This is a genomic window from Curtobacterium sp. ZW137, assembly GCF_003762905.1.
Lineage (GTDB): Bacteria > Actinomycetota > Actinomycetes > Actinomycetales > Microbacteriaceae > Curtobacterium.
On sequence record NZ_RJKS01000002.1, the window covers coordinates 194804 to 219103 of the forward strand.

The following is a 24300-nucleotide window of genomic DNA, read 5'->3' on the forward strand; positions in this document are numbered from 1 at the left end:
CGCTGACCATGCTCACGGGCCTGGAGGCACGGCTCCAGTGGCAGGACAGCCAGGGTCCGCAAGGATCTCGCCACCATCTCCGAGGCCCTGGCGGGTGCGTCAGTCCTGGAACGTGCGCCGGTACTCCGTCGGCGAGGTCCCGAGCACGCGGCGGAAGTGGGTCCGCAGGTTCGCGTCGGACCCGAGCCCGGCCCGCGCCGCGACCTGGTCCACCCCGAGGTCGGTGCGCTCCAGCAGCTCGCGCGCCAGGTCGACCCGCGCCCGCAGCACCCACTGCATCGGCGTGTAGCCGGTGTCGTCCACGAAGCGGCGTGAGAACGTGCGCGGCGACACCGTGGCGTTCCGGGCGAGGACATCGAGCGTGAGCGGGTCGGCGAGGTGGCGGAGTGCCCACTCCCGGGTCTCCGCGAAGACGTCCCCGAGGGGTTCCGGGACGCTCCGCGGGACGTACTGCGCCTGCCCGCCGCTCCGGTACGGGGCGCTGACCAGCCGCCGGGCGACGTGGTTCGACAGCGCGACGCCGTGGTCCCGCCGCACCAGGTGCAGGCACAGGTCGATCCCGCTCGCGGCGCCCGCGCTCGTCAGGACCGTGCCGGCGTCGACGAAGAGCACGTTCTCGTCGACCTCGACGGCGGGGTACCGGTCGCGGAGGACGCGGGTGTAGTGCCAGTGCGTCGTCGCCCGGCGGCCGTCGAGCAGTCCCGCTGCCGCGAGTGCGAACGCCCCTGTGGAGATCGCCGCGATCCGGGTCCCGCGCTCGTGCGCCCGGACGAGTGCCGCGACGACGGAGTCGGGTGGCGGGGTGTCGGCCGGGTACCGGTAGCCGGGCACGAACACCGTGTCCGCCCAGTCGAACGCCTCGAGCCCGTGGTCGACGGCGTACGCCATGCCGTCCCCTCCGGCGACCCGACCGGCACGCGGACCGCACACCCGGACCTCGTACGGCATGCTCGGCCGGTTCGAGAACACCTGCGCCGGGATCCCGACGTCGAGCGGCTTCGCTCCGTCGAGCACGAGCACCGCGACCCGGTGGAGGCGAGGGGACACCATGCCCCGACGCTAGCCGACCCGCACCCCCATGAGTTCTCCACAGGTCAGCGGCTGCCGACCTCCACGCCGAGCTCGTGCGCCAGGCGGTGCCGAACGGGCCTGACCAGCGTCCGCCCCTCAGGCGTCGCGGATCGCAAGCACCCGGTGCGGTGCCGCCGCCTCCGCCCGCCACCCCGTGGGCAGCGCCGCGTGCAGCTCCGGCAGCGTGAAGCTCCGCCGGATCGAGCGGAGCCCGTCCACGCGCACGAAGGTCCCTGCGGCCACCAGGGCCGACCCGAGCGCGTACGCCCGGTAGGCCGCGGGCGACCGCCGGATGTCCGAGTGCAGGCTCCGCGTCGTCGCGAGCCGCTCGGAGTCGGCCAGGAACCCCGCACGCTCCTCGTCGCCGAGGTGGTGCAGCACGTGGTTCGAGACCACCACGTCGAACCGCTCCCCGGCCGCGACGAGGTCGCCGCTCGACTGCTCCCGGAAGGTCACTCCGCGCGGCGTCGAGCGCGTCGCCGCCGCGATGGCACGGGGATCGGGGTCGATGCCGACCACCTCGACGTCGAACCCGTCGCTCGCCGCCCAGCGCACCAGCGCGCGGGCGAGGTCGCCGCCGCCACAACCGAGGTCGAGCACACGGCCGCGCCCATTCGCCGGCAGCGCCGGGACGACGTGGGTCCGCCACGCGGCCCGCCATCCGCTGACGAGCGAGTTCACGACGGCGAACCGCCGGAACGTCCGCGCGAGGGCGCGCGGGTCGCAGTCCGGGTCGTCCATCAGCTCCCGCAGCTCCAGGTCGCGGGTGCGCAGGTCGACGGCCGGGAGGCCCGGTCCGGCCTCGGTGCGTCGGCTCACCGGTACTCCACGGCCAGGTCCGGAGCCGCGATCGCCTCGGCGACACGGGTCCCGACGGCGGTCAGGCGGGCGCTCTCGACGGTGAGGCCGGGCCCGAAGGCGAGCGCGACGACGGAGGCCCCGTCTTCGATCCCGGCGTCGAACGCGTCCCGCAGCACGAAGAGCACGGTGGCGCTCGACATGTTCCCGTGGTCACGGAGGACGGCACGGCTGCTCGCCATCGCGGCGTCGGGCAGGGCGAGGGCGTCCTGCGTCCGGTCGAGGATGGCGCGTCCGCCCGGGTGCACGGCCCAGATCGGGACGTCCGCGGCGGGACCGTCGAGGAGCGGTGCGACGGCCTCCGCGACGGTGGCGCCGACGAGCTTGGGGACGGCGGTGCTGAGGACCATCTCGAAGCCCTCGTCGCCGATGTTCCACGCCATCTCCGACGCCCCCTCGGGGACGACCGTGGTCGCGAACCGGTCGAGCCGGAGCCCGGGGCCCTCCGCCGTGACGACCGCTGCGGCCGCGCCGTCACCGAAGACGCTGTTCGCGACGATCTGGTCCGGGTCGTCCGACGCCCGGACGTGCAGCGTGCAGAGCTCGGCGCAGACCACGAGCACGACGGCGGTCGGGTCGGACTCGGCGAACGCGGCAGCGATGCGGAGGGCGGGGAACGCGGCGAAGCAGCCCATGAAGCCGACGTGCTGCCGGAACACCGTGCGGCGCAGGCCGAGTTCCTCGACGATCGCCAGGTCCGGGCCCGGTTGCGTGAAGCCCGTGCAGGACACGGTCACGACGTGGGTGACCTCGGCCGGGTCCACCCCGGAGCGCTCGAGGGCGTCCCGGGCGGAGGCGACGAACAGCGGCGGCGCGAGCTCGCGGTACCGGTCGTTGCGGGTCCCGGTCGACGGCGAGTGCAGGACCCCGTCGGCGTCGCGGAACGCGCCGGGCGCTCCGGCCGGGTCGAGGTCCGTCAGGACGGTGTGCCGATGCTCCACCGCCGAGGCGTCGAAGGCCGCTGGGACGATGCGGCGACCGAGCCGACCGAGGTCGGGCTGCGCGGTGAACAGGTCGCGCACGGCGGCCTGGTCGAGCGTCGTCGGGGGGACGGCGGTGCCGATGGCACGGATCGTTGCGGACACGCCTCATCCTGTCACCGGGCCGTGGACGTGTCCCCAGGAACGACGGGAGGCACGGTGCGGACCCGCACCGTGCCTCCCGTCCGATCTGGTCGCTACGCCTGCGCGCGCTCCAGGACCAGCTCGCGGACGCGCGCCGCGTCCGCCTGGCCCTTCATCGACTTCATGACCGCACCGATGATCGCGCCGGCGGCCTGGACCTTGCCGTCGCGGATCTTCGCGAGCACGTCCGGCTGCGCCGCCAGTGCCTCGTCGACGGCGACGGTGAGGGCGGAGTCGTCCGAGACGACCTTGAGTCCGCGCGACTCGACGACGGCTGCGGGCGAGCCCTCTCCGGCGATGACGCCCTCGAGCACCTGGCGGGCCAGACGGTCGGTCAGCTCGCCGGACTCGACGAGGGTGATGAGTTCGGCGACGTGTGCGGGCGACACCAGGTCGCCGGGGGCGGCGTCCTGCGTGTTCGCGACGCGGCTGATCTCGCCGGTCCACCACTTGCGCGCGGCCTGTGCCGGGGCGCCGGCGGCGACCGTGGCCTCGACCTCGTCGAGGAGCCCGCCGTTCACGACGTCCTGGAACTCGAGGTCCGCGAACCCGAACTCGCCCTTGAGGCGACGACGACGGGCGACAGGGGCCTCCGGCAGGGACGCGCGGAGCTCCTCGATCATCGCCTTGTCCGGGATCACGGGCAGCAGGTCCGGCTCCGGGAAGTACCGGTAGTCGTCGGCGTCCGACTTCGGACGGCCGGCCGACGTGCGACCGGTGTCCTCGTGCCAGTGCCGGGTCTCCTGCGTGATCGTGCCGCCGTCCGCGAGGATCGCGGCCTGACGCTGGATCTCGTAGCGGATGGCACGCTCGACGGCGCGGAACGAGTTGACGTTCTTCGTCTCGGTGCGGGTGCCGAGCTTCTCCTGGCCCCACGGGCGGAGCGAGATGTTCGCGTCGCAGCGCAGGTTGCCACGCTCCATGCGGGCCTCGGACACGCCGAGCGCCCGGACCAGGTCACGGATGACCTGGACGTAGGCGGCACCGAGCTCGGGGGCACGGTGCGCGGCGCCGAAGATCGGCTTCGTGACGATCTCGACGAGCGGGACCCCGGCGCGGTTGTAGTCCACCAGGGAGTACTCGGCGCCCTGGATGCGACCCGTGGCACCGCCGACGTGCGTCAGCTTGCCCGCGTCCTCTTCCATGTGGGCGCGCTCGATCGGCACCTGGAACAGCGTGCCGTCGGCGAGCTCGACCTCGACCTCCCCCTCGAAGGCGATGGGCTCGTCGTACTGCGAGATCTGGTAGTTCTTCGGGTTGTCCGGGTAGTAGTAGTTCTTCCGGGCGAACCGCGAGGACTCGGCGATCGAGCAGCCGAGCGCGAGCCCGAGGTTGATCGAGAAGCGCACGGCCTGCTCGTTCACCACGGGGAGCGACCCGGGCAGCCCGAGGTCCACCGGGGTGACGTTCGTGTTGGGCTCGCCGCCGAAGAAGTTCGGGGCGTCGGAGAACATCTTCGTCTTCGTCGCGAGCTCGACGTGCACCTCGAAGCCGAGGACCGGCTCGAAGCGCTCGAGCGCCTCGTCGAAGTCCATGAGTGCGTCCTTGGCGGCCATCAGACCACGCCTTCCTCTGCTGCCGACTGCTGACTTGCGTCGAGGTCCGGGATCCGTTCGATGAGCGGGGCACCCCACTGCTGCTCGAGCAGGCGCTCCAGCGCCGCGCCGTAGCGGTACAGGCGGGCGTCCTCGCGCTGCGGCGCCATCAGCTGCACGCCGGTCGGCAGGCCGTCCTCGGGCGCGAGGCCGTTCGGGATGCTCATGCCGGGCACGCCGGCGAGGTTCGCCGGGATCGTGGTGAGGTCGTTGAGGTACATCGCCAACGGGTCGTCGAGCCGCTCGCCGAGGGGGAACGCGGTCGTCGGGGCCGACGGGCTGATGAGCAGGTCGACGTGCTCGAACGCCTTGTCGAAGTCCCGCTGCACGAGCGTCCGGACCTTCTGCGCGCTGCCGTAGTAGGCGTCGTAGTAGCCGGCGCTGAGCGCGTAGGTGCCGAGGATGATGCGGCGCTTGACCTCCGGCCCGAAGCCGGCTTCGCGCGTCGCGGCCATCACGTCCTCGACGGTCGCACCGCCCTCGGGCGTGACGCGGAGGCCGAACCGGACCGAGTCGAACTTCGCGAGGTTCGAGGACGCCTCTGCCGGCAGGATCAGGTAGTACGCGCTGATCGCGTAGGCGAAGGAGGGGGCATCGATCTCGACGACCACCGCACCGGCGGCCTCGAGGATCGCGACCGTCTCCTGGAAGCGCTGCGTGACGCCGGCCTGGAAGCCGTCCCCACCCGCGAGCTCCTTGACCACGCCGACGCGCAGGCCCTTCAGCGTGTCCGCCTGCAGGCCGTCACGGGCGGCTGCCGCGAACGACGGCCACGCCTCCGGGATGGACGTGGAGTCCTTCGGGTCGTGCCCACCGATGACGTCGTGCAGGAGCGCGGCGTCGAGGACGGTGCGGGCGACCGGGCCGACCTGGTCGAGGCTCGACGCCAGCGCGATCGCGCCGTAGCGGCTGACCCCGCCGTACGTCGGCTTCACGCCGACGGTGCCCGTCACGGCACCCGGCTGACGGATCGAGCCGCCCGTGTCGGAGCCGAGGGCGAGCGGCGCTTCGAACGCGGCGACCGCAGCGGCCGAGCCACCACCGGAGCCGCCGGGGATCCGGCCGAGGTCCCACGGGTTGTGCGTCGGGCCGTACGCCGAGAACTCGGTCGTCGAGCCCATCGCGAACTCGTCCATGTTGGTCTTGCCGAGCGGCACCATGCCGGCCCGACGGAGCTTCAGCACCGTGGTGGCGTCGTACGGCGGCACCCAGCCCTCGAGGATCTTCGAGCCGGAGGTCGACGGCATGTCGATGGTGCAGAGGACGTCCTTGATGGCGACCGGCACACCGGCGAGCGCGCCGAGGTCGTCGCCGGCCGCACGACGGGAGTCGATCGACTTCGCGACGCCGATGGCGTTCTCGTTGACGTGCAGGAACGCGTGCACGTCGGGGTCGACGGCCGCGATGCGGTCCAGGTGCGCCTGGGTCGCCTCGACGCTGGAGACGTCGCGCGCCACCAGGGCGTCGGCGAGCGCGGCCGCGCTGAGGCGGGTGATGTCGTCGGTCACTGCTCTTCTCCCAGGATCGCCGTCACGCGGAACCGTTCGCCGTCCGTGTCGGGCGCCCCGGAGAGCGCCTGCTCCTGCGTCAGCGTCGCGCCGACCACGTCGGGTCGGAGGACGTTCGCGAGGGCGACCGGGTGGCTGGTGGCGGGGACGTCCGGCGTGGCGACCTCGGTCACCTTCGCGACGCTGTCGACGATGTGCGACAGCTCCCCGGTCAGCTTCTCGATCTCGGCGGGCGTGAGGGCGATACGTGCGAGGTTCGCCAGGTGGGCGACCTGCTCGCTCGTGATGTCAGGCATGCCGACCAGTCTACCGAGCGCGTCACTTGCCGCTGTCGCCGCCGCTGGTGCCGCCGCTCGTGCCGCCGCTCTTCGTGGTGCTGCCGCCGCTGTTCGTCCCGGTGGCGCCGCCGGTGGTGCTGCCGCTCGTGGTGCTGCTGGTGCTGCTGCTGCTCTTCGGCGACGCGCCGATCATCGACTGGCTCGGTGTCGGCAGCGCATCGCCGCCGTACTGCGCGTCGAGGTAGGTCATCATCGACTTCCCCACCCCGAACTTCGCGCTGTACCCGGTCGTCCCCTGCAGGAACGGCCAGTTCGCGAGGCGCACGTTGCCCTGCACGTTGCCGATCCAGGTCGCGTTCGTGTACTTCGTCGACGACGCGACGAGCCAGTTCTGCACGTCGCCGTCGGTGGTGCCCGTCTTGGCGAACTTCGGCGTCGCGTCGCCGGGGTTCGCGCTCGCGGCCGTCCCCGCACCGGTCAGCACGGACTGCAGCGCGTAGTCAACCGTGCCCGCGACGTCGGAGTCCACGCCGCGCGTGCAGGACGCGGGCGTCGGGGTGATCTTCGTGCCGTCCGCCTCGGTGACGGAGTCGATCGCGGTCGGGGTGCACACGATGCCGCCGTTCGCGAAGCCCGCGTAGGCCTCGGCGAGGTCGATCGGCGACAGGTTGTTCGTGCCGAGGATCATCGACGGCACGGAGCTGATCGCCTTCCCCGCCGCGGTGTGGATGCCCATCGACTCGGCGAGGTTCGCGATCTCGCAGAGGTCGAGCTGCTTGCCCATCGCCGCGAACGCGGTGTTGATGGACTCGGCGGTGGCGGCCTGCACCGTCATCGAGGCCGGCACCGACTCGGCGTTCGCCACCGACCAGTCCGGGCCGGCGATGTTCGCGCACGAGTTCGTGAACTCGGACGTCGGGTAGTCGTGCTGACTCGTCGCCACCGACTGGGAGAGGGTGTGCCCGGTGGCGAGCCACTCGGCGAGGGTGAACACCTTGAACGTGGACCCGGTCTGGAACCCGCCGGAGTTGCCGTACGCGGTGTCCGCGCTGTAGTTCACCGCCGTCGTGCCGGCCGCGGTGCTGTCGCCCTGCGTGTACGAGGTGTTCTGCACCATCGACATGATCCGGCCGGTGCCGGGCTCGACCGTCACGTTCGAGCCGCCCGCGTCGACGCCGGCCATCGAGGTCGGCACGTACGACGACAGCGCGTTCTGCGCCTGGGACTGCAGGTCGAGGTCGAGCGAGGTGTGGATCTCCAGGCCCTTGGTGTCGAGGGTGGCGATGCGCTCCGCGGAGGTCTTGCCGAACGCCGGGTCCTGCAGCACCTGGTCGCGCACGTAGTCGCAGAAGTAGCCGGCGTCGTAGTTCGTCGCGGCGGAGGAGCAGCCGTTCGCCGTCTCGGTGATCTTCGGCTGCACCGGGGTCGCGATCGCCGCGGTCTCGTCGGCCTTCGTGATGGAGTGGTGCGCGTACATCCGCTGGAGGACGTAGTCACGACGGGCCTTCGTCGCCGCGTACCCGTTCGCCGTGCCGTTGTCGGCGTTGCTCGGCTGGTCGATGCGCAGGTTCGAGGGGTTGTTGAGGATCGCGACGAGCGTCGCCGACTGCACGAGCGACAGGTCCTTCGCGTGGACGCCGAAGTAGTACTCCGCCCCGGCCTCGGCGCCGTAGACCCGGCCGCCGAGCCCGACGATGTTGAGGTAGCCGGTGAGGATCTCCGACTTGGAGTACTTCTTGTTCACGGCGATCGCGTACCGCATCTCCTGGAGCTTGCGCTGCGGGGTGACCCCGGCGGCGTCCTCGTAGCAGGCCGCGATCTTGGCCTTCGTCGCTGCGGCGTCCTTGCCGGTGAGCTGCTCGCACTGCTGCACGAGGACGTTCTTGACGTACTGCTGCGTGATGCTCGACCCGCCCTGGACGTCGCCGCCGACGACCGTCGCGGCCGCGCCGCGCAGGGTGCCGATGACGTCGATGCCGCCCTCGTCGTAGTACCGCGGGTCCTCGGTGTCGATCGCCGCCTGCTTCAGGGTCGTGGCGATCGCGCTCGAGTCGACGTTCGTGCGGTTCTCGGCGTAGAAGGACGCGATCTTGACGTCCTTGCCGCCCTGCTTCGCGTAGACGGTGGAGACCTGCTGCGGGGTCTGCACGTCGAGGTAGCTCGGCAGGTCCTCGAAGAACGCGGCGGCACCGGAGGCCCCCTCCCCGGCCACGGCGACGGCCGGGGTCACGGCGACGGCGACGAGGAGCCCGGCGAGCACGGACATCACGACGAACATCAGGAGGGCGCCGGGCCACCGCACTACACGCATGGGAGCACGGTAGGGAGCCGCCCTGGGTCGAGACCGCTCCGACCGCCGCAGAAGCTGCACCGGTCCTCAGGTTCACACTCAGTCGCGTGGCTGCAGGTCCTGCGGTCGGACGAGGTACATGTCCGGGGACGCCCCGACGACGCCCTCGCCGCGGCCGTTGCCCTGGCGGATCCCGTCGCGAACCATGTCGCCACGGCCGACCGCGATCAGCGCGACGTCGTGGAGCGACGCGGTGCCGGGCTTCAGGTAGTCGTTGTGCCCGACCGGTCGGCGGAACAGGTCCCCGGCGTCCTCCGGGTCGACACCGCCGGCGAGGTCGAGGATCGTCGAGCCGAAGCCGGCGACGCCCGGGTCGGTGCCGAAGTACCCGGAACCGGCGATCGGGTCCCAGTGCGCTCCCCCGACGAACACCTCGCCCGAGGACACCGCGAGCTCGGAGGCGTTCGTGACGTCGCTGCCCGGTGACCCGAGCACCGTCAGGCTGTCCGCGCTCATGTGCCCGGACGCCAGGGCCATCAGCGCCGTCGTCGAGCCGTAGGAGTGCGCGACGATCCCGAGCCGCGGCTGCTGACCGTCACGGAGTTCGCGGATGCCGTCGACGGTGCGCTCGAGCCGGGCCGCACCGGTCTTCGCGAGGTCGAGCGAGAGGATGTTCGACAGGTCCGGCGTGCGGTACCCCATCCAGGCGACCACCGCGACACCCGTCCCCGACGCCGGTGCGGCGACCGGCGCGAGCGTCGCCTGCTCCGCGTACAAGTCCCCGGCGGTCGCGGTGAAGTCGACCATCTGCCCGGTGACCGTGAAGAACATCCCCGGCACGACGACGGTCACGTCCGCCGCGGTGTCGAGGTCCCCGATCGCGATGGCGGCGCGGCCGGCGCCGCGGGTGTCGAGCGTGATCAGCGACTTCGGCGGGGTGTCGGCGACGCGGTGGAGGGACTCCCGGACCTGCCCGAGCATCGCCGACTCCGACGCCGCGGTGTGCGGGTCCGCGAGCCCGGCGGCGAGCACCGCCCGGTTGACGTGGTCGCGCACCGTGTACGGCACGCCGTCCAGGTTGCCGACGACCACCGGGGCGTCCCGTTCGAGCCGTGCGCGATCCGCGGACCCGAGACCGGACCACCAGGTCGTGACCTCGGCGGCGGTCGGCGGGTGGTCCATCGCCGTCGCGACCACGTCCGCCTCCGTGGCCGCGTGCGCCAGGCGGTCCGGGGCGATGGCGACGAGGTCGTCGAGGAACGTCCGCCCCCTGGCCGCCCGGAGATCGGCGGTGTCGACCGTGTCCTGTCCCCCGGTCATGACCGGTCGGGAGGCCGTGGCGGGGTCGTGGACGATCGCGGCGGTCCGGACGATCGCGACGGACGTGGTCGTGGGCGCGACCGGCGACTCGACCACTCCGAGCGAGTGCATCGAGGCGGTGATCAGAGCAGCGGCGACGAGCAGCAAACCGGTCTCCCCCGGGAAGGCCTTCCCATCGTCCCCCTGCAGACGACAGGTGATGCTCTGTCGAGTGTAAGGAAGACGGGCCGGAACCGGTCGTGCTCGATGCAACTTGCCCCCTGAACTGGGTGCAAGGAGCAGCGAGTCGCGGTGTGCGGACAGGCCGTCGGCGTGCTCATGGACCGGTGTCAGTCCGCGGCCGGCGCCTCCGGCGCATCGGCCGTCGCCGTCGGTGGCTCGGGCAGGGCGTCCGGTCCCGCGGTCACGAGGAGCCGGAACTGCTCGGCGTCGATGATCCGCACGCCGAGCTGCTCGGCCTTCGTCAGCTTCGATCCGGCACCGGGTCCGGCCGCAACGAAGTCGGTCTTCTTGCTGACGCTCGATGCCGCCTTGCCGCCGGCGGCGATGATGGCCTCCTGCGCACCTTCCCGGCTGTACCCCTCCAGCGAGCCGGTCGCGACCACCGTGAGGCCGCTGAGGACACCGCCCTCGGTGCTCGCCGCGCCCGGCCCCGGGTGCCCCGGGGTCGTGAACTGCACACCCGCCGCGGTCCAGCGGTCGATGATCTCGCGGTGCCAGTCGACCTCGAACCAGTCGAGGAGGGCGTCCGCGATGATCCCGCCGACCCCGTCCACCGCCGCCAGGTCCTCACGCGAGGCGGACCGGATCGCGTCGAGGGAACCGAAGTGGTTCGCGAGTGCCCGCGCGGCGACGGGCCCGACGTGGCGGATGCTCAGGCCGACCAGGATGCGCCAGAGCGGCTTCGTCTTCGCGGCGTCGATGTTCGCGAGCATCTCGAACGCGTTCTTCGACGGGTAGCGGCTCGGTTCGCCGGTGTACTCGGCCCCACGGGCAGCGGCGTCGAAGGGCGGGTCGGTCTTCTTGCGCGCCCGGCTGAACGGCGTCACGCGCTTCGGGGTGCCGTCGTCGTCGGTCTTCTCCATGCCGGTCTCGGCGTCGCGGACGATCACCTCGATCGGGACGATGTCCTCCATCGTCAGGTCGAACAACCCCGCTTCGGTGACGAGCGGCGGGACCTCCGGGTGGAGCGGTTGGGTGAGGGCTGCCGCGGCGACCTCGCCGAGGCCCTCGATGTCGAGCGACCCGCGGGAGGCGATGTGCTCCACGCGCCCCCGGACCTGGGCGGGGCAGCTGCGGGCGTTCGGGCAGCGGAGGTCGATGTCGCCTTCCTTCGCGGGCGCGAGCGTGGTGCCGCACTCCGGGCACGCGGTCGGCATCACGAACTCGCGCTCGCTGCCGTCCCGCAGTTCCACCACCGGGCCGAGCACCTCGGGGATGACGTCCCCGGCCTTCCGGAGGACGACGGTGTCCCCGATGAGCACGCCCTTCGCCTTCACGACCTGCTGGTTGTGCAGCGTCGCCTGCCGCACCACCGACCCGGCCACCTCGGCCGGGGCCATCACCGCGAACGGCGTGGCCCGACCGGTCCGCCCGACGCTCACGACGATGTCGAGGAGCTTCGTGTGCACTTCTTCCGGCGGGTACTTGTACGCGATCGCCCAGCGCGGCGCCCGGGACGTCGAACCGAGTTCCTCGTGCAGGCCGAGGTCGTCGACCTTGATGACGATGCCGTCGATCTGGTGCTCGACGGACGCGCGGCGCTCCCCGTAGTCCTTGACGAAGCCGAGCACGTCGTCGATGGTGTCGAACACCCGGTGGTGGGTCCCGGTCGGCAGCCCCCAGGTGTGCAGGAGCTCGTAGACCTCGGACTGGGAGCGGACGTCGGTGTCCCGCTCGAGTTCGCGCACCGGCCACGCACCGATGCCGTGCACGAGCATCCGCAGGCGCCGCAGCCGGTCGACCATGAGTTCACGCTTGGCGGCGGACTTGCCCTCTTCCTTCTGCCGGAGGGAGCCCGCTGCGGCGTTCCGCGGGTTGGCGAAGAGGCGCTCCCCCGCTGCGAGCTGCTTGGCGTTCAGCTCGTCGAACTGCTCGACCGGGAAGAAGATCTCGCCCCGCACCTCCACCAGGGGCGGGTGGCCGGAGCCGGACAGCCGGTCCGGGATGGTGCCCATCGTGCGGACGTTGCCGGTGACGTCTTCCCCGACGACACCGTCACCGCGGGTGGCCGCCGTGACGAGGCGCCCGTTCTCGTAGCGGAGGTTGATCGCGAGACCGTCGATCTTCAGCTCGGTGAGGAACCGGACACGCTCGGCTCCCGCGTCCCGCTGGACCTTGATCGCCCAGTCGGTGAGTTCTCCCGGCGAGAAGACGTTGTCGAGCGAGAGCATGCGCTCCGCGTGCTCGACCGGGGCGAACTGCGTGGTCTCGGCCTGCCCGCCCACCGTCTGCGTCGGGCTGTCCTCGGTGAGGAGTTCCGGGAAGCGCCGCTCGACCGCGTCGAGACGGTGCACGAACGCGTCGTACTCGGCGTCCGAGGCGGTCGAGGCGTTCCCCTCGTAGTAGCCGTGCCGGAGTTCGTTGATCGTCGAGCGCAGGCGGTCGACCTCACGCGCGGCCTGGGCCGCGTCGAGCCCCTCGGCGTCGATGGTCTCGAACGTGGCGTCGGTCTCGCTCATACCCACAGTTCTACCGTGGACCACCGACCCGGGACGTCAGGCGTCGACCGGGACCGCGCTGACCGTGGTGTCGATGGTGCACTGCCCGAGGACCCGGGTCCCGACGTACACGACGGCCGTCTGCCCGGGTGCGACACCGTGCAGCGGCTCGTCGACGTCGATCACGAGCGTTCCGTCGGCCACCCGGGCCGTCGCGGGCACCGGGTCGGCGTGCGCGCGGATCTGGACGTCGCAGGAGAACGGCGTGGCGGGGTCGGCCGGGGCGGCACCCGCCCAGGTGAACCGCGACCCGGACATCGAGGAGACGGCGAGCGCCTCCTTCGGTCCGACGACGACGGTGTTGTCCTTCGGGCGGATCTCGAGCACGAAGCGCGGCTTGCCGTCCGGTGCCGGGCGGCCGAGTGCGAGGCCGCGGCGCTGCCCGACGGTGTAGCCGGTCGCGCCCTCGTGCGTGCCGACGACCGTGCCGTCGCGCTCGACGACCTCACCCGGGGCGGTGCCCACGCGGTCGGCCAGCCACCCGCGGGTGTCGCCGTCCGGGATGAAGCAGATGTCGTAGGAGTCCGGCTTCTGCGCGACGGTCAGTCCGCGTGCAGCGGCCTCGGCGCGGACCTCGTCCTTGGAGGGGGTGGCCCCGAGCGGGAACATCGCGTGCTGGAGCTGCTCGGCGGTGAGCACGCCGAGCACGTACGACTGGTCCTTCGCCCACGCGGCCGAGCGGTGGAGCTCCCGCGAGCCGTCCGCCAGGGTGACGATCGAGGCGTAGTGCCCGGTGCAGACCGCGTCGAACCCGAGGGCGAGCGCCTTCTCGAGGAGCGCGGCGAACTTGATGCGCTCGTTGCACCGCATGCAGGGGTTCGGGGTCCGGCCGGCCTGGTACTCGGCCACGAAGTCGTCGACGACGTCTTCCTTGAACCGGGCCGAGAAGTCCCACACGTAGTACGGGATGCCGAGGGCCGAGGCCGCGCGCTGGGCGTCCATCGAGTCCTCGATGGTGCAGCACCCGCGGCTGCCGGTGCGGAGTGTCCCGGGCATCCGGCTCAGTGCCAGGTGCACCCCGACCACGTCGTGGCCGGCGTCGACCGCCCTGGCCGCGGCCACCGCCGAGTCGACACCACCGCTCATCGCCGCCAGAACACGCATGCGTCAAGGGTAACCCGCCGTGCAACCGGTACCGCTGGCGTACGGTTGATCGCGCGATGGCCACGACCGAGAACGACTCATTCGACTTCCGGTCCGTCCTGTTGTCCGGGTTCCTGCCTGCTGCGCTCTTCGCCATCGGCGAGGGCGCCATCATCCCGATCATCCCGATCGCCGCGGACTCGCTCGGTGCGAGCCTGGCGATCGCCGGGTTCGTCGCGTCGCTGATCCTCGTCGGGGAGCTCATCGGCGACGTGCCCTCCGGCGTGGTCGTCGCCCGGATCGGCGAGCGCAACGCGATGATCGGCGCCGCACTGGTCTCGGTCGTCGGCCTGCTGGTGTGCACGGCGGCGCCGAACCCGGTGGTGCTCGCGATCGGCGTCTTCCTGGTCGGTGTCTCCACCGCGGTGTTCGCGCTCGCCCGGCACGCCTACATGACCACCGCGATCCCGGTCCGCATCCGGGCCCGCGCGCTCTCCAGCCTCGGCGGCGTGTTCCGCTTCGGGTACTTCGTCGGCCCCTTCATCGCCGCGGGCGTCGTGCACCTGACCGGCACGACGCAGAGCGCCTTCTGGATCCACATCGTCTGCTGCATCGCGGCGGCGGTGACCCTCGTCGTGCTGCGCGACCCCGCGACGGGCGTCCGCGGTCTGCGGTGGCCGAGCCGGGCCTCCCGTCCGGACGGCGACGCCGTCGACGCGACCGACACCGGCGCGATCCTCGTGCAGCAGGAGTCGCACGGCCTCTTCCGCACGATCCGGGCGAACCGGAGCGTGCTGCTCCGACTCGGGAGCGGCGCCGGCCTGATCGGCGCGATGCGCGCCGGGCGACAGGTCATCCTGCCGCTCTGGGCGGTGAGCGTCGGCCTCGACGACGCCACGGCCGCGTTGATCATCGGCATCGCCGGCGCCGTCGACTTCGCACTCTTCTACACGAGCGGCCAGATCATGGACCGCTGGGGACGGCTCGCGAGTGCGCTCCCCTGCATGCTCGGGCTCAGCGTCAGCTACTTCCTGCTCGCGTGGAGCGGGCACCTGGACGCCCGCGTCGGCTGGTTCGTCGGGATCGCGATGGGCATGTCGCTGGCGAACGGCGTCGGGTCCGGGATCCTGATGACGCTCGGGGCGGACCTCGCGCCACGGGACGACCCGGCGCCGTTCCTCGGCGCGTGGCGGTTCACCGGCGACTTCGGGCAGGCGGCGGCACCGCTCGTCATCTCCGGCATCACCGCGGTGGCGTCGATCTCGATCGCCAGCGGGGTGATGGGCGTCCTCGGCCTCGTCGGCGCCGGCGTCCTCATCCGCTACGTCCCCCGGTACCTGCCCCGCCGCTTGCGCTGAGCGCGCGGCGCTGCGCGGTTCACGGCCGGGAGGCCGGGGTCGCCCCCGCCGCGCACGCCGCGGTGGCGGGGCGGCCGGTACGATGTCGGTGCTCGCGGGAGTGGTGGAATCGGTAGACACGCAGGATTTAGGTTCCTGTGCCCCAGGCGTGAGGGTTCGAGTCCCTCCTTCCGCACCGAGGACGCCCGCACACTCGCACGCTGGCTGCCACACGCAGGCCGCCGCACCGAGCCCGCGTGCTCGCGCATGTCATACCGCCGGAGGACGGCCCGTCCGGACCCGCACGGTACTCTCGTCGTGCGGGTGACCCTCCCGTCACCGCACCAGCACGACCGGAAGAAGCATGCACTCCGTCGCACTCGCCCTGATCCCCTGGCTGGATCCGCAGTACATCCTCGACCACTTCGGGGCCGTCGCCGTGCTCGTCGTGTGCGCGATCGTCTTCGCCGAGACCGGCCTGCTGATCGGCTTCATCTTCCCCGGCGACAGCCTGCTCGTGATCACGGGCCTCTTCGCGTTCGACCGCGGCGGGGAGATCGGCGGCATCCCGGTCTGGGTCGCTGCGCTGATGATCGGCGCCGCGGCGTTCCTCGGCGGCGAGCTCGGGTACTACATCGGGAAGAAGGCCGGTCCGCCGATCTTCGAGCGCAAGGAGAGCGGTCTGTTCTCCAAGGCGAACGTCGACCGTACCAACGCCTTCTTCCACCGGTTCGGCGCCCTCGCCGTCATCCTCGCCCGCTTCGTGCCGGTCGTGCGCACCTTCGCGCCGATCGCCGCGGGTGTCGGCCGGATGGACTACAAGAAGTACTCGCTCTACAACGCCATCGGCGCCGTGGTCTGGGGCGTCGGCGTGACGTTCCTCGGCTACTTCATCGGGCACATCCCCTTCGTGGCGCACATCGTCCGCGAGTACATCGACGTCATCCTGCTGCTCGCGGTCGTCGTGACCGTCGTGCCGATGGCGCTGACGTACCTCCGCAACGCCCGCAAGGCGAAGAAGCAGTCCGCCGAGTAGCCACCCCGGCCGGGAGCCGACGCCCCGCACAACCGAAAGCACCTCGCACCACGGGATCCCGCGGTGCGAGGTGCTCTTGGTTGTGCGGGAGCAAGCCGCACCGCGGGGGCCGCACGGGCGGCACCACGGGCGGCCGCACGGGCGGCACCGCGGGCGACCGCGGGCGACCGCGGGCCGCCGCGGGCCGACCCCGCGCTACGCGCCGAAGTACTCGCGCACGATCGGGGCGATCCCGCGGAACGCCTTCGCACGGTGCGACAGCGCGTTCTTCTCCGCGCGCGTCAACTCCGCCGACGACCGATCGGCGTCGTCCGGCTTGAAGACCGGGTCGTACCCGTGGCCGCCGTCACCGCGACGCTCGGTCAGCACCTCGCCGTTCCACACGGCCTCGACCACGTGCTCCACACCGGCGGGCGTCACGAACGCGGCCGCGCACACGAACGCCGCGGTCCGCTCCACGACACCGTCCAGGTTCCGCAGCAGCAGGTCGATGTTGTCCGCGTCCACCCGGGTCCCCGCGTAGCGCGCGGAGTTGATGCCGGGGGCACCCCCGAGCACGTCGACCGCGATCCCGGAGTCGTCCGCGAGCGCGGGCAGCCCGGTGTGCGCCACTGCCGCGCGCGCCTTGATGAGCGCGTTCGCCGCGTAGGTGTCGCCGTCCTCGACGGGCTCGGGGCCGTCGTAGCCCTGCAGCTCCACACCGGACCCGAGGGCGTCGCCGAGGATCTCCCGCAGTTCGACCACCTTCCCCTGGTTGTGGGTCGCCAGGACGACGGTGCCCGTCATGCGAGCCCCAGTGCGTCGCGCTGGATCGCCGCCAACGAGGCGTTGCCGGCGAGCCCGAGGTCGAGCAGCACGTTCAGCTCGTCGCGGTCGAACGGCGCGTGCTCGGCAGTGCCCTGCACCTCGATGAACTTGCCGGAGCCGGTCGTGACGATGTTCATGTCGGTGTCGGCGGCGGAGTCCTCGGTGTACGCCAGGTCGAGCATCGGCACACCCCCGACGATGCCGACCGAGATCGCCTGCACGCTGTCGACCAGCGGCGTGGCCTTCTTCGCGATGAAGCCCTTGCCACGGCCCCACTCGATCGCGTCCGCCATCGCGACGTACGCGCCGGTGATGGACGCCGTGCGGGTGCCGCCGTCGGCCTGCAGCACGTCGCAGTCGAGCACCAGGGTGTTCTCGCCGAGGCCCTTCATGTCCACGACGGCGCGGAGCGAGCGCCCGATCAGGCGGGAGATCTCGTGCGTGCGACCGCCGACCTTGCCCTTGATCGACTCGCGCTGCATGCGCTCGTTCGTGGAGCGCGGGAGCATCGAGTACTCGGCGGTGACCCAGCCGGTGCCCTTGCCGGCCATCCAGCGCGGGACGCCGTTGGTGAAGGACGCGGTGCAGAGCACCTTCGTGTTGCCGAAGGAGATCAGGGCGCTGCCCTCGGCCTGGGTGCTCCAGCCACGTTCGATGGTGACGGGACGGTGGTCGGTGGTCGTGCGACCGTCGATGCGGGTGGTCATGGGGTCCTTTCGATCCGGCCTGGAGGCTCGGTGCGGGTTGTCGGAGCTGGTCACGCCGAGCGGCTGGTCGCCGCCGGGTCGTGGGGACGTGGCAACGTGATGGCGCCGGTCTCGAGGTGGCCGACGCTGACGATCTCGGGGCCGAGGAACCGGCGGGCGAGCCGGAGGAACCCGGCCTTGTCGTCGCCGGTCGCCTCGAACGCGTAGGTCGGGGGTTCGGTGGTGGTCCGTTCGAGGCCGTGCTCGACGAGCCGGCGGTAGACGTCGCTCGCCGTTTCCTCCGCGCTGGACACCAGCGTGACGTCGGGGCCCATCACGTACTGGATCGCCGCGGACATCAGCGGGTAGTGCGTGCACCCGAGGACGAGCGTGTCGACGTCGGCGGCCCGGATCGGCGCGAGGTACCCGGCGGCGATCTCGCGGAGCTCGGGCGAGGAGGTGTCCCCGGCCTCGACGAACTCCACGAACCGCGGGCACGCGGCGAGCGTCAGTGACACGTCGGAGGCCACCGCGAAGGCGTCCTCGTAGGAGCGCGACCCGATCGTGCCGACGGTCCCGATCACCCCGATCCGCCCGGTCCTGGTCTGCTTGACGGCGGCGCGGGCGGCGGGCTGGATGACCTCGACCACGGGGATGCCGTACGCCTGTTCGTAGCGTTCGCGGGCGTCCCGGAGCACCGCGGAGGACGCGGTGTTGCACGCGATGACGAGGGCCTTGACGCCCTGCTCGACGAGGTCGTCCATCACCTGCAACGCGTAGCGGCGGACGTCCGCGATGGGCTTCGGGCCGTACGGCGAGTGCACGGTGTCGCCGACGTACCGGATGCTCTCGCGCGGCAGCTGGTCGATGATCGCCCGGGCGACCGTCAGGCCGCCGACGCCGCTGTCGAAGACTCCGATCGGTGCATCCGTCACGGGACCAGCGTACCGACGCACGCCGACAGGTCCGCGTCAGCACAGCCTCCAGGCCGGTGTCCTGACTAGTGTCGGAGACGTGACCAGCGCGCTCCTGACGGACCAGTACGAACTCACCATGGTCGACGCGGCCCTGAAGGACGGCACCGCCGACCGCCGCTGCGTGTTCGAGGTGTTCACCCGACGACTGCCGGACGGGCGCCGTTACGGCGTCGCTGCCGGGCTCGGCCGCTTCCTCACCGCCCTCACCGACTTCCGCTTCGGGGACGAGGAGATCGGGTTCCTGCGGGACCGCGGCGTCATCGACGCCGGCACCGCGACCTGGCTCGCCGACTACCGGTTCACCGGCGACGTCCGCGCGTACCGCGAGGGCGAGGTCTTCTTCCCGAACTCCCCCGTGCTGCAGATCGAGGGCACCTTCGCCGAAGCCGTCGTCCTCGAGACCCTGGCCCTGTCGATCTTCAACGCCGACTCCGCGATCGCCTCGGCGGCTGCGCGCATGGTGTCCGCCGCCGACCACCGCCCGCTCGCCGAGATGGGCTCCCGCCGCACCGGCGAGTGGAACGCGGTCGCCGCTGCCCGCGCCGCGTACATCGCCGGGTTCGGCGCGACGAGCAACCTCGAGGCGGGCCGCAGCTGGGGCATCCCGACGATGGGCACCGCAGCGCACGCCTTCACGCTCCTGCACGACTCCGAGGAAGCGGCGTTCCGCTCGCAGCTCGACGCGCTCGGCGACGGCACCACGCTCCTCGTCGACACGTACGACATCGAGGCCGCCGTCGACACCGCCGTGCGGCTGACGAACGGCAAGCTCGGCGCGGTCCGCATCGACAGCGGCGACCTGCCGTCCGTCGTCGCCTCGGTCCGCGGCCAGCTCGACCGGCTCGGCGCGACGAACACCAAGATCACCGTGACGAACGACCTCGACGAGTACACGATCGCGGCACTCCGCGCGGCCCCCGTCGACTCCTACGGTGTCGGCACGTCCGTCGTCTCCGGGTCCGGACACCCGGCCGCCGGCATGGTCTTCAAGCTCGTCGCCCACCACACCGCCGCCGGCGAGTGGGTGTCGGTGGCGAAGAAGTCCGCCGACAAGGCGTCGATCGGCGGCCGGAAGGACGCCGGGCGTCGCCTGCGCAACGGGATCGCCACGGCGGAGGTCGTGCGGACCTCCGGCTCGGTCGGGCCGGACGAGCGGCCGCTGCTCGTGCCCGTCGTCACCCACGGCGAGGTCGACCCGGCGTTCCTCGGGGTCCGCGGGGTCGAAGCCGCACGCGCACACCACAAGGGCGCCAAGGCCGAGCTGCCGGCGGACGCGTCGCGGATCGGGCGGGGCGACCCGGCGATCCCGACGCTGATCGTGTGAGTGGTTACTCGGCCTTCATCTTCTCGTAGATGGCCTTGCAGTCCGGGCAGACCGGGAACTTCTCCGGGTCGCGGCCCGGGATCCACTTCTTGCCGCACAGGGCCTTCACCGGCTTGCCGCTCAGCGCGGACTGCAGGATCTTGTCCTTCTTGACGTAGTGCGAGAAGCGCTCGTGGTCGCCGGGCTCGATCGCCTCTTCCTCGAGGAGCTTCTCGAGCTCGCGGTCCATCACGTCGAGTCCGCCGCCACCGGGTTCCGTCATGCTCATGACACCAGGGTACGTCGCTGCTGCCCGCCCGTGTGCGCGTCTAGTTCCGCTGCGCCGCGGCCAGCAGGTCCGGCCCGTGCCGGTCGAAGAGCTTCCCGCCCGCGACCACGCCGATGCCGAGCACCACGATGCCGACACCCGCGCCGACCACCAGCGTCAGGACCGCCCACGGCTCCGCACCGTCGGAGAGCGCCAGCACCCCGAGCCAGCCCGCCGGGACCGAGAACAGCAGGATCCCGATGATCGTCGTGGACTGCGACACGGTGGAGACCACCCCGGCGGCCTGCGGCTGCTGGAACGGCCGGTCCCCCGGGCGGACGGTCGGGTAGGGCAGCAGCACGGACACGACGCTGGAGATGCCGAGTCCGGCGAAGAGCGCGGCCACGCAGACGCCGATGAGCACCGGGAACGCGACCCAGTCGCCGAACAGCCACGCGGAGAGCGCGGACCCCGCGACGATCGCGGGGACGCCGACGACGATCACCGGGGTCAGCCGGCCGAGACGGTCGCTCCACCCGGGCGCCCCCGACGCGACGTGCAGCCACACCGCGGTGTTGTCGTACGAGACGTCGTTGTGCGGGAGGAACCCGGCGATGACGGCCATCAGCGGCAGCGGGATGAGCGCCGTCCAGTGCCACGGCACCCCGGCGACCCCGAGCGGGACGACCACGATCGGCACGAACAGCAGGATCAGGTACGAGGTGCGGTACCGCGGGTCACGCCCCCAGTAGGTCAGCGCACGAGCGGCGACCGCGGCGACCGGGGTCGCCCCGAGCCGGTCGAACCAGCCGAGCGTCCGGTAGCTCCGCACCGCGGTGCGGTCGTCGACGGTGACGAGCATCCGGCCGACGAGTCCCCACCACGCGGCGGCGAGGAGCCCGAGGACCACCAGCGCGAGGAGCAGCTTCACGATGCCCTCACCGGTGTGGCCGGAGGCGACGTCGGCGGGCACCGCCCACGCGGCACCCCACGGGGTCCACCCGGCGATGTCCGCGATCCGCTGGAGCTCGGCGCTCCGGGGGTTCAGCCAGTCGACACGGAGCAGCAGCGAGACGGTCGGGATGACGAGCACGACCACGACCAGGGCGACGAGCCAGCCGGCGTCACGGCTCGGCCGGTTGGACCCGATCAGCCACGAGCCGACCGTGCAGCCGACGCGGACGAGCAGCCCACAGGTGGCGATCACGATCAGCGCCGCGACGACGCCGAGCACACCCGTGCCGGCACCGCGCATCCACGCCACGGACTGGGACACCGCGACGATCGCGACCCCGACGACCGGGACCCCGACCAGCCCCGCGACGGCGAGACCGATCGCCAGGTCGCGGCGACCGACGCCGAACACCGCGAACCGTCGCGGGTCGAACTGGTCCGCACCGCCGACGGCGAGCGGGATGATCGTGAACCCGACCGTGATCAGCGTGCCGACCGGGACGATGACGGCGCGCGCCACCACGGGATCGGCGGTGCGCAGGGACGACATCGCGATGCCGATGAGCACCGCGGCGACGAGTCCGGCCAGACTGCCGACGACGACGAGGACCGAACGCCTGGCGCTCCCGCGGACCTCGCCCGCGAGCAGGTCGGCCCTCAGCCGGAGAAGCTGTGCAACCATTCCATGCTCTCCGCGACGACGCGGCCACCCGCGAGTTCGACGAACTTGTCCTCGAGGCTCTTGCGGCCACGGACCTGGGCCATGGTGCCCGACGCGAGCACCTTGCCCCCGACGATGATGGCGACCGAGTCGCAGGTGCGCTGGACGAGCTCCATCGAGTGACTCGACAGCACGACCGTGCCACCGCCCTGCGTGTAGCGGCGGAGGATCTCGGTGATGGTCGCCGCGCTGACCGGGTCGACGGACTCGAACGGTTCGTCGAGCACGAGCACGCGCGGCGAGTGGATCAGCGTGGCGGCGAGGGCGATCTTCTTCGCCATGCCGACGGAGTAGTCCGCGACCGGACGGCCGAGCGCGTCGCCCAACCCGAACGCCTCGGCGAGGTCGGAGCTGCGGGCCCTGGCGGTCTTGCCGTCGATCCCGCGGAGCGTCGCCGAGTAGAAGAGCAGCTGCGCGCCGGTGAGCCGGTCGAACAGCCGCAGCCGGTCGGGCAGCACCCCCATGGACCGCTTCGCCGCGGCGGGGTCCGCCCAGACGTCGTGGTCGAGCACCGTCGCCGTGCCGGCGTCCGGGCGCAGGAGGCCGGTGAGCATCGACAGGGTCGTGGTCTTGCCGGCGCCGTTCGGGCCGACGACGCCGAAGATCGAGCCCTGGCGGATCTCGAGGTCGACCTCGTCGGCGGCGAGCGTCTGCCCGTACCGCTTCACGAGGCCGCTGGCGCGGAGGACCACCGGCTGCTGCTTCGCGGCCTGCTTGGGCGCCGTGGTGCGGGCCTTCTTCTTCGGTGCCGGCTTGGTCTGCGTGGTCGCGTCGGCGCGGGGCTCGGCGGTGCGGGGCTCGGCAGTGCGGGGCTCAGCAGTGCCTGTTCCGTCGGCACGGACGGGAGGCTCGGCGTCCGTCACGACGTCACCCTGCGTCCTGTCACTGGTCGCGCTGCTCTTCTTGTCCGTGCCGGCCGTTTCCGCGGCCGCGGCGCCCTGTGAGCGTGTCGCGCGGCTCGGGCGTTTGGCGCGGGGCTTCTTCGCCGTGCTCGGCTTCGTCGTGGTCGACGCTGCGGCCGCAGGCAGCACTCCCGTCCCCTCGGTCGCTCGCGCGTCGTCGCCGGTCGAGGTGTCGTCGACCCTCGTCCGGTCGTCGGTCCTGGTGGTGCTGTCGTCCGTCATGCCGTCCTGGTCGGGGCGGTCGTCCGCATCGCTGTCCCCCGTGTCGCGGTGTGTCGAGACGCCGGCCGTGTCGTCGGCCGTGTCGTCCCCGTCGTCCTGGTCGTCCTGGTCGGTGTCGTCGAGCTCGTCGAGCTCGTCCACCTCGTCGTCGACCTCGGTGAGCCACGCAGCGTCGGACGTGGCGTACACGTCCTCGTCGTCCCCTGCTGCAGCCACGGCCCAACCGTACCAACGCGGTGGGGACATCGGCGGGGGCGGACACCCAGTGTCACGAAATGACTACGAACCCGCTCAGCACGTACCCCGGCGCGGGGTCGTTCCGTATGATTCACCGGGACACGACGGAGTGTTCACCACTTGGAAACCTGCTCGGACCGTGCACACGGCCGGGGTTCTCCGCCGTCCACGACGTGACGGTGGCGCGACTCTCGGCTGATTCGGATCGACTGCGAGCAGACTCGACGTGGCCTGTCCGTGCCCAAGGGCGCGCGGGCGGACACCGGAAGGGACCAGTATGACCACGCAGATCGTCATCCTCGCAGCGGGGATGGGCAGCCGCCTCGGGCGCAGCCTGCCGAAGCCGCTCACCGAGCTCAGCGACGGCCGCACCATCATGCAGCAGCAGTTCGAGAACATCCGGGCCGCGTTCGGTTCGAGCGCCCGCATCACGGTCGTCGTCGGCTACAAGTCGGAGTACATCGTCGAGGCGTTCCCGGAAGCGAACTTCGTGTACAACGAGTCCTACGACTCCACCAACACCTCGAAGAGCCTCCTCCGTGCGCTGAAGGCCACGGGCAAGGGCGGGGTCCTCTGGATGAACGGCGACGTCGTCTTCGACCCCCGTGCGCTCGTCCGTGCGGCCGACATGATGGACCAGGACCGGTCCTTCGTGAGCGTCAACACCGAGAAGGTGTCCGACGAAGAAGTCAAGTACACCGTCGACGCGGAGGGCTTCATCCACAAGCTCTCGAAGCAGGTCGTCGGCGGCCTCGGCGAAGCGGTCGGCATCAACTACGTCTCCTCGGCCGACAAGCAGGCCCTGATCCGTCAGCTCGGTCGCGTCGACGACCAGGAGTACTTCGAGGGCGGCATCGAGGCTGCCATCGGTGAGGACGGGCTACGCTGGACGCCGATCGACATCTCCGACCTGTACGCGGTCGAGATCGACTTCGCCGAGGACCTCGAGCGCGCGAACAACCTGTTCGCCTGAGCAGCCGGTCTCCTCTCGGCGATCCAGGCC

Annotated in this window: 20 protein-coding genes and 1 tRNA gene; 5 read left to right on the forward strand and 16 right to left on the reverse strand. The window is 71.7% G+C overall.

The window, feature by feature from the left end; all coding sequences use genetic code 11:
• Positions 1 to 99: 99 nt before the first annotated feature.
• From EDF55_RS06090 to mnmA, 10 genes are all read right to left on the reverse strand, one after another.
• On the reverse strand, positions 100 to 1050 hold the full coding sequence (locus tag EDF55_RS06090; RefSeq protein ID WP_123654058.1) for a GlxA family transcriptional regulator: 951 nt from the start codon (positions 1048 to 1050) through the stop codon (positions 100 to 102).
• Between the two features lie 117 nt (positions 1051 to 1167).
• On the reverse strand, positions 1168 to 1890 hold the full coding sequence (locus tag EDF55_RS06095) for a methyltransferase domain-containing protein (RefSeq protein ID WP_260235845.1): 723 nt from the start codon (positions 1888 to 1890) through the stop codon (positions 1168 to 1170).
• Positions 1887 to 3014 carry a type III polyketide synthase gene (locus EDF55_RS06100; RefSeq protein ID WP_123654059.1) on the reverse strand — a complete coding sequence of 376 codons (1128 nt, stop codon included), beginning with the start codon at positions 3012 to 3014 and terminating at the stop codon, positions 1887 to 1889. Before EDF55_RS06100 ends, EDF55_RS06095 begins: the two co-directional genes overlap by 4 nt.
• 92 nt (positions 3015 to 3106) lie before the next feature.
• On the reverse strand, positions 3107 to 4609 hold the full coding sequence (gene gatB / locus EDF55_RS06105) for an Asp-tRNA(Asn)/Glu-tRNA(Gln) amidotransferase subunit GatB (RefSeq protein ID WP_123654060.1): 1503 nt from the start codon (positions 4607 to 4609) through the stop codon (positions 3107 to 3109).
• A complete protein-coding gene (gatA, locus tag EDF55_RS06110) occupies positions 4609 to 6156 on the reverse strand; it encodes an Asp-tRNA(Asn)/Glu-tRNA(Gln) amidotransferase subunit GatA (protein WP_123654061.1) in 1548 nt (515 codons plus the stop codon). The genes gatB and gatA overlap by 1 nt, the downstream gene beginning before the upstream one ends.
• Complete coding sequence (gene gatC, locus EDF55_RS06115) at positions 6153 to 6452, reverse strand: Asp-tRNA(Asn)/Glu-tRNA(Gln) amidotransferase subunit GatC (protein ID WP_123654062.1); 300 nt, start codon at positions 6450 to 6452, stop codon at positions 6153 to 6155. Before gatC ends, gatA begins: the two co-directional genes overlap by 4 nt.
• Before the next feature lie 22 nt (positions 6453 to 6474).
• Positions 6475 to 8745 carry a transglycosylase domain-containing protein gene (locus EDF55_RS06120; RefSeq protein ID WP_123654063.1) on the reverse strand — a complete coding sequence of 757 codons (2271 nt, stop codon included), beginning with the start codon at positions 8743 to 8745 and terminating at the stop codon, positions 6475 to 6477.
• Between the two features lie 78 nt (positions 8746 to 8823).
• Positions 8824 to 10191 carry an alpha/beta hydrolase gene (locus EDF55_RS06125; protein ID WP_123654064.1) on the reverse strand — a complete coding sequence of 456 codons (1368 nt, stop codon included), beginning with the start codon at positions 10189 to 10191 and terminating at the stop codon, positions 8824 to 8826.
• 182 nt (positions 10192 to 10373) lie between these two features.
• Positions 10374 to 12725, reverse strand: a complete 2352-nt coding sequence (ligA, locus tag EDF55_RS06130) for an NAD-dependent DNA ligase LigA (RefSeq protein ID WP_123654065.1) — start codon at positions 12723 to 12725, stop codon at positions 10374 to 10376.
• A 36-nt stretch (positions 12726 to 12761) separates the two neighbouring features.
• On the reverse strand, positions 12762 to 13868 hold the full coding sequence (gene mnmA / locus EDF55_RS06135; protein WP_123654066.1) for a tRNA 2-thiouridine(34) synthase MnmA: 1107 nt from the start codon (positions 13866 to 13868) through the stop codon (positions 12762 to 12764).
• 56 nt (positions 13869 to 13924) lie between these two features.
• On the opposite strand from mnmA, the gene EDF55_RS06140 reads away from it, so the two are divergent.
• The 3 genes from EDF55_RS06140 to EDF55_RS06150 all read left to right on the forward strand — a co-directional run bounded on the left by EDF55_RS06140 (position 13925) and on the right by EDF55_RS06150 (position 16220).
• Positions 13925 to 15205: an MFS transporter gene (locus EDF55_RS06140; protein ID WP_123654067.1), complete on the forward strand. Its 1281-nt coding sequence runs from the start codon at positions 13925 to 13927 to the stop codon at positions 15203 to 15205.
• 94 nt (positions 15206 to 15299) lie between these two features.
• A tRNA-Leu gene (locus tag EDF55_RS06145) sits at positions 15300 to 15380 on the forward strand.
• A gap of 168 nt (positions 15381 to 15548) precedes the next feature.
• Positions 15549 to 16220, forward strand: a complete 672-nt coding sequence (locus EDF55_RS06150; RefSeq protein WP_123654068.1) for a DedA family protein — start codon at positions 15549 to 15551, stop codon at positions 16218 to 16220.
• Positions 16221 to 16415: 195 nt separating this feature from the next.
• On the opposite strand, the gene rdgB is transcribed toward EDF55_RS06150, so the two are convergent.
• Genes rdgB through murI form a run of 3 tightly spaced genes read right to left on the reverse strand, consistent with a single transcriptional unit; the run spans position 16416 to position 18648 of the window.
• Entirely contained in the window at positions 16416 to 17006 is a 591-nt protein-coding gene (rdgB, locus tag EDF55_RS06155; RefSeq protein WP_123654069.1) for an RdgB/HAM1 family non-canonical purine NTP pyrophosphatase, read from the reverse strand.
• On the reverse strand, positions 17003 to 17734 hold the full coding sequence (rph, locus tag EDF55_RS06160; RefSeq protein ID WP_123654070.1) for a ribonuclease PH: 732 nt from the start codon (positions 17732 to 17734) through the stop codon (positions 17003 to 17005). Before rph ends, rdgB begins: the two co-directional genes overlap by 4 nt.
• A gap of 50 nt (positions 17735 to 17784) precedes the next feature.
• Positions 17785 to 18648 carry a glutamate racemase gene (gene murI, locus EDF55_RS06165; RefSeq protein WP_123654071.1) on the reverse strand — a complete coding sequence of 288 codons (864 nt, stop codon included), beginning with the start codon at positions 18646 to 18648 and terminating at the stop codon, positions 17785 to 17787.
• Between the two features lie 79 nt (positions 18649 to 18727).
• Between murI and EDF55_RS06170 the strand changes: the two genes are divergently transcribed.
• On the forward strand, positions 18728 to 20014 hold the full coding sequence (locus EDF55_RS06170; protein ID WP_123654072.1) for a nicotinate phosphoribosyltransferase: 1287 nt from the start codon (positions 18728 to 18730) through the stop codon (positions 20012 to 20014).
• Positions 20015 to 20018: 4 nt separating this feature from the next.
• On the opposite strand, the gene EDF55_RS06175 is transcribed toward EDF55_RS06170, so the two are convergent.
• Genes EDF55_RS06175 through EDF55_RS06185 form a run of 3 tightly spaced genes read right to left on the reverse strand, consistent with a single transcriptional unit; the run spans position 20019 to position 23276 of the window.
• Positions 20019 to 20282, reverse strand: a complete 264-nt coding sequence (locus tag EDF55_RS06175; protein WP_071299074.1) for a DUF3039 domain-containing protein — start codon at positions 20280 to 20282, stop codon at positions 20019 to 20021.
• A 40-nt stretch (positions 20283 to 20322) separates the two neighbouring features.
• A complete protein-coding gene (locus EDF55_RS06180; protein ID WP_123654073.1) occupies positions 20323 to 21897 on the reverse strand; it encodes an ABC transporter permease in 1575 nt (524 codons plus the stop codon).
• Positions 21873 to 23276, reverse strand: a complete 1404-nt coding sequence (locus tag EDF55_RS06185) for an ABC transporter ATP-binding protein (protein ID WP_260235846.1) — start codon at positions 23274 to 23276, stop codon at positions 21873 to 21875. Before EDF55_RS06185 ends, EDF55_RS06180 begins: the two co-directional genes overlap by 25 nt.
• A 298-nt stretch (positions 23277 to 23574) precedes the next feature.
• Between EDF55_RS06185 and EDF55_RS06190 the strand changes: the two genes are divergently transcribed.
• Complete coding sequence (locus tag EDF55_RS06190) at positions 23575 to 24270, forward strand: NTP transferase domain-containing protein (protein WP_123654074.1); 696 nt, start codon at positions 23575 to 23577, stop codon at positions 24268 to 24270.
• The last annotated feature ends 30 nt before the right edge of the window (positions 24271 to 24300 follow it).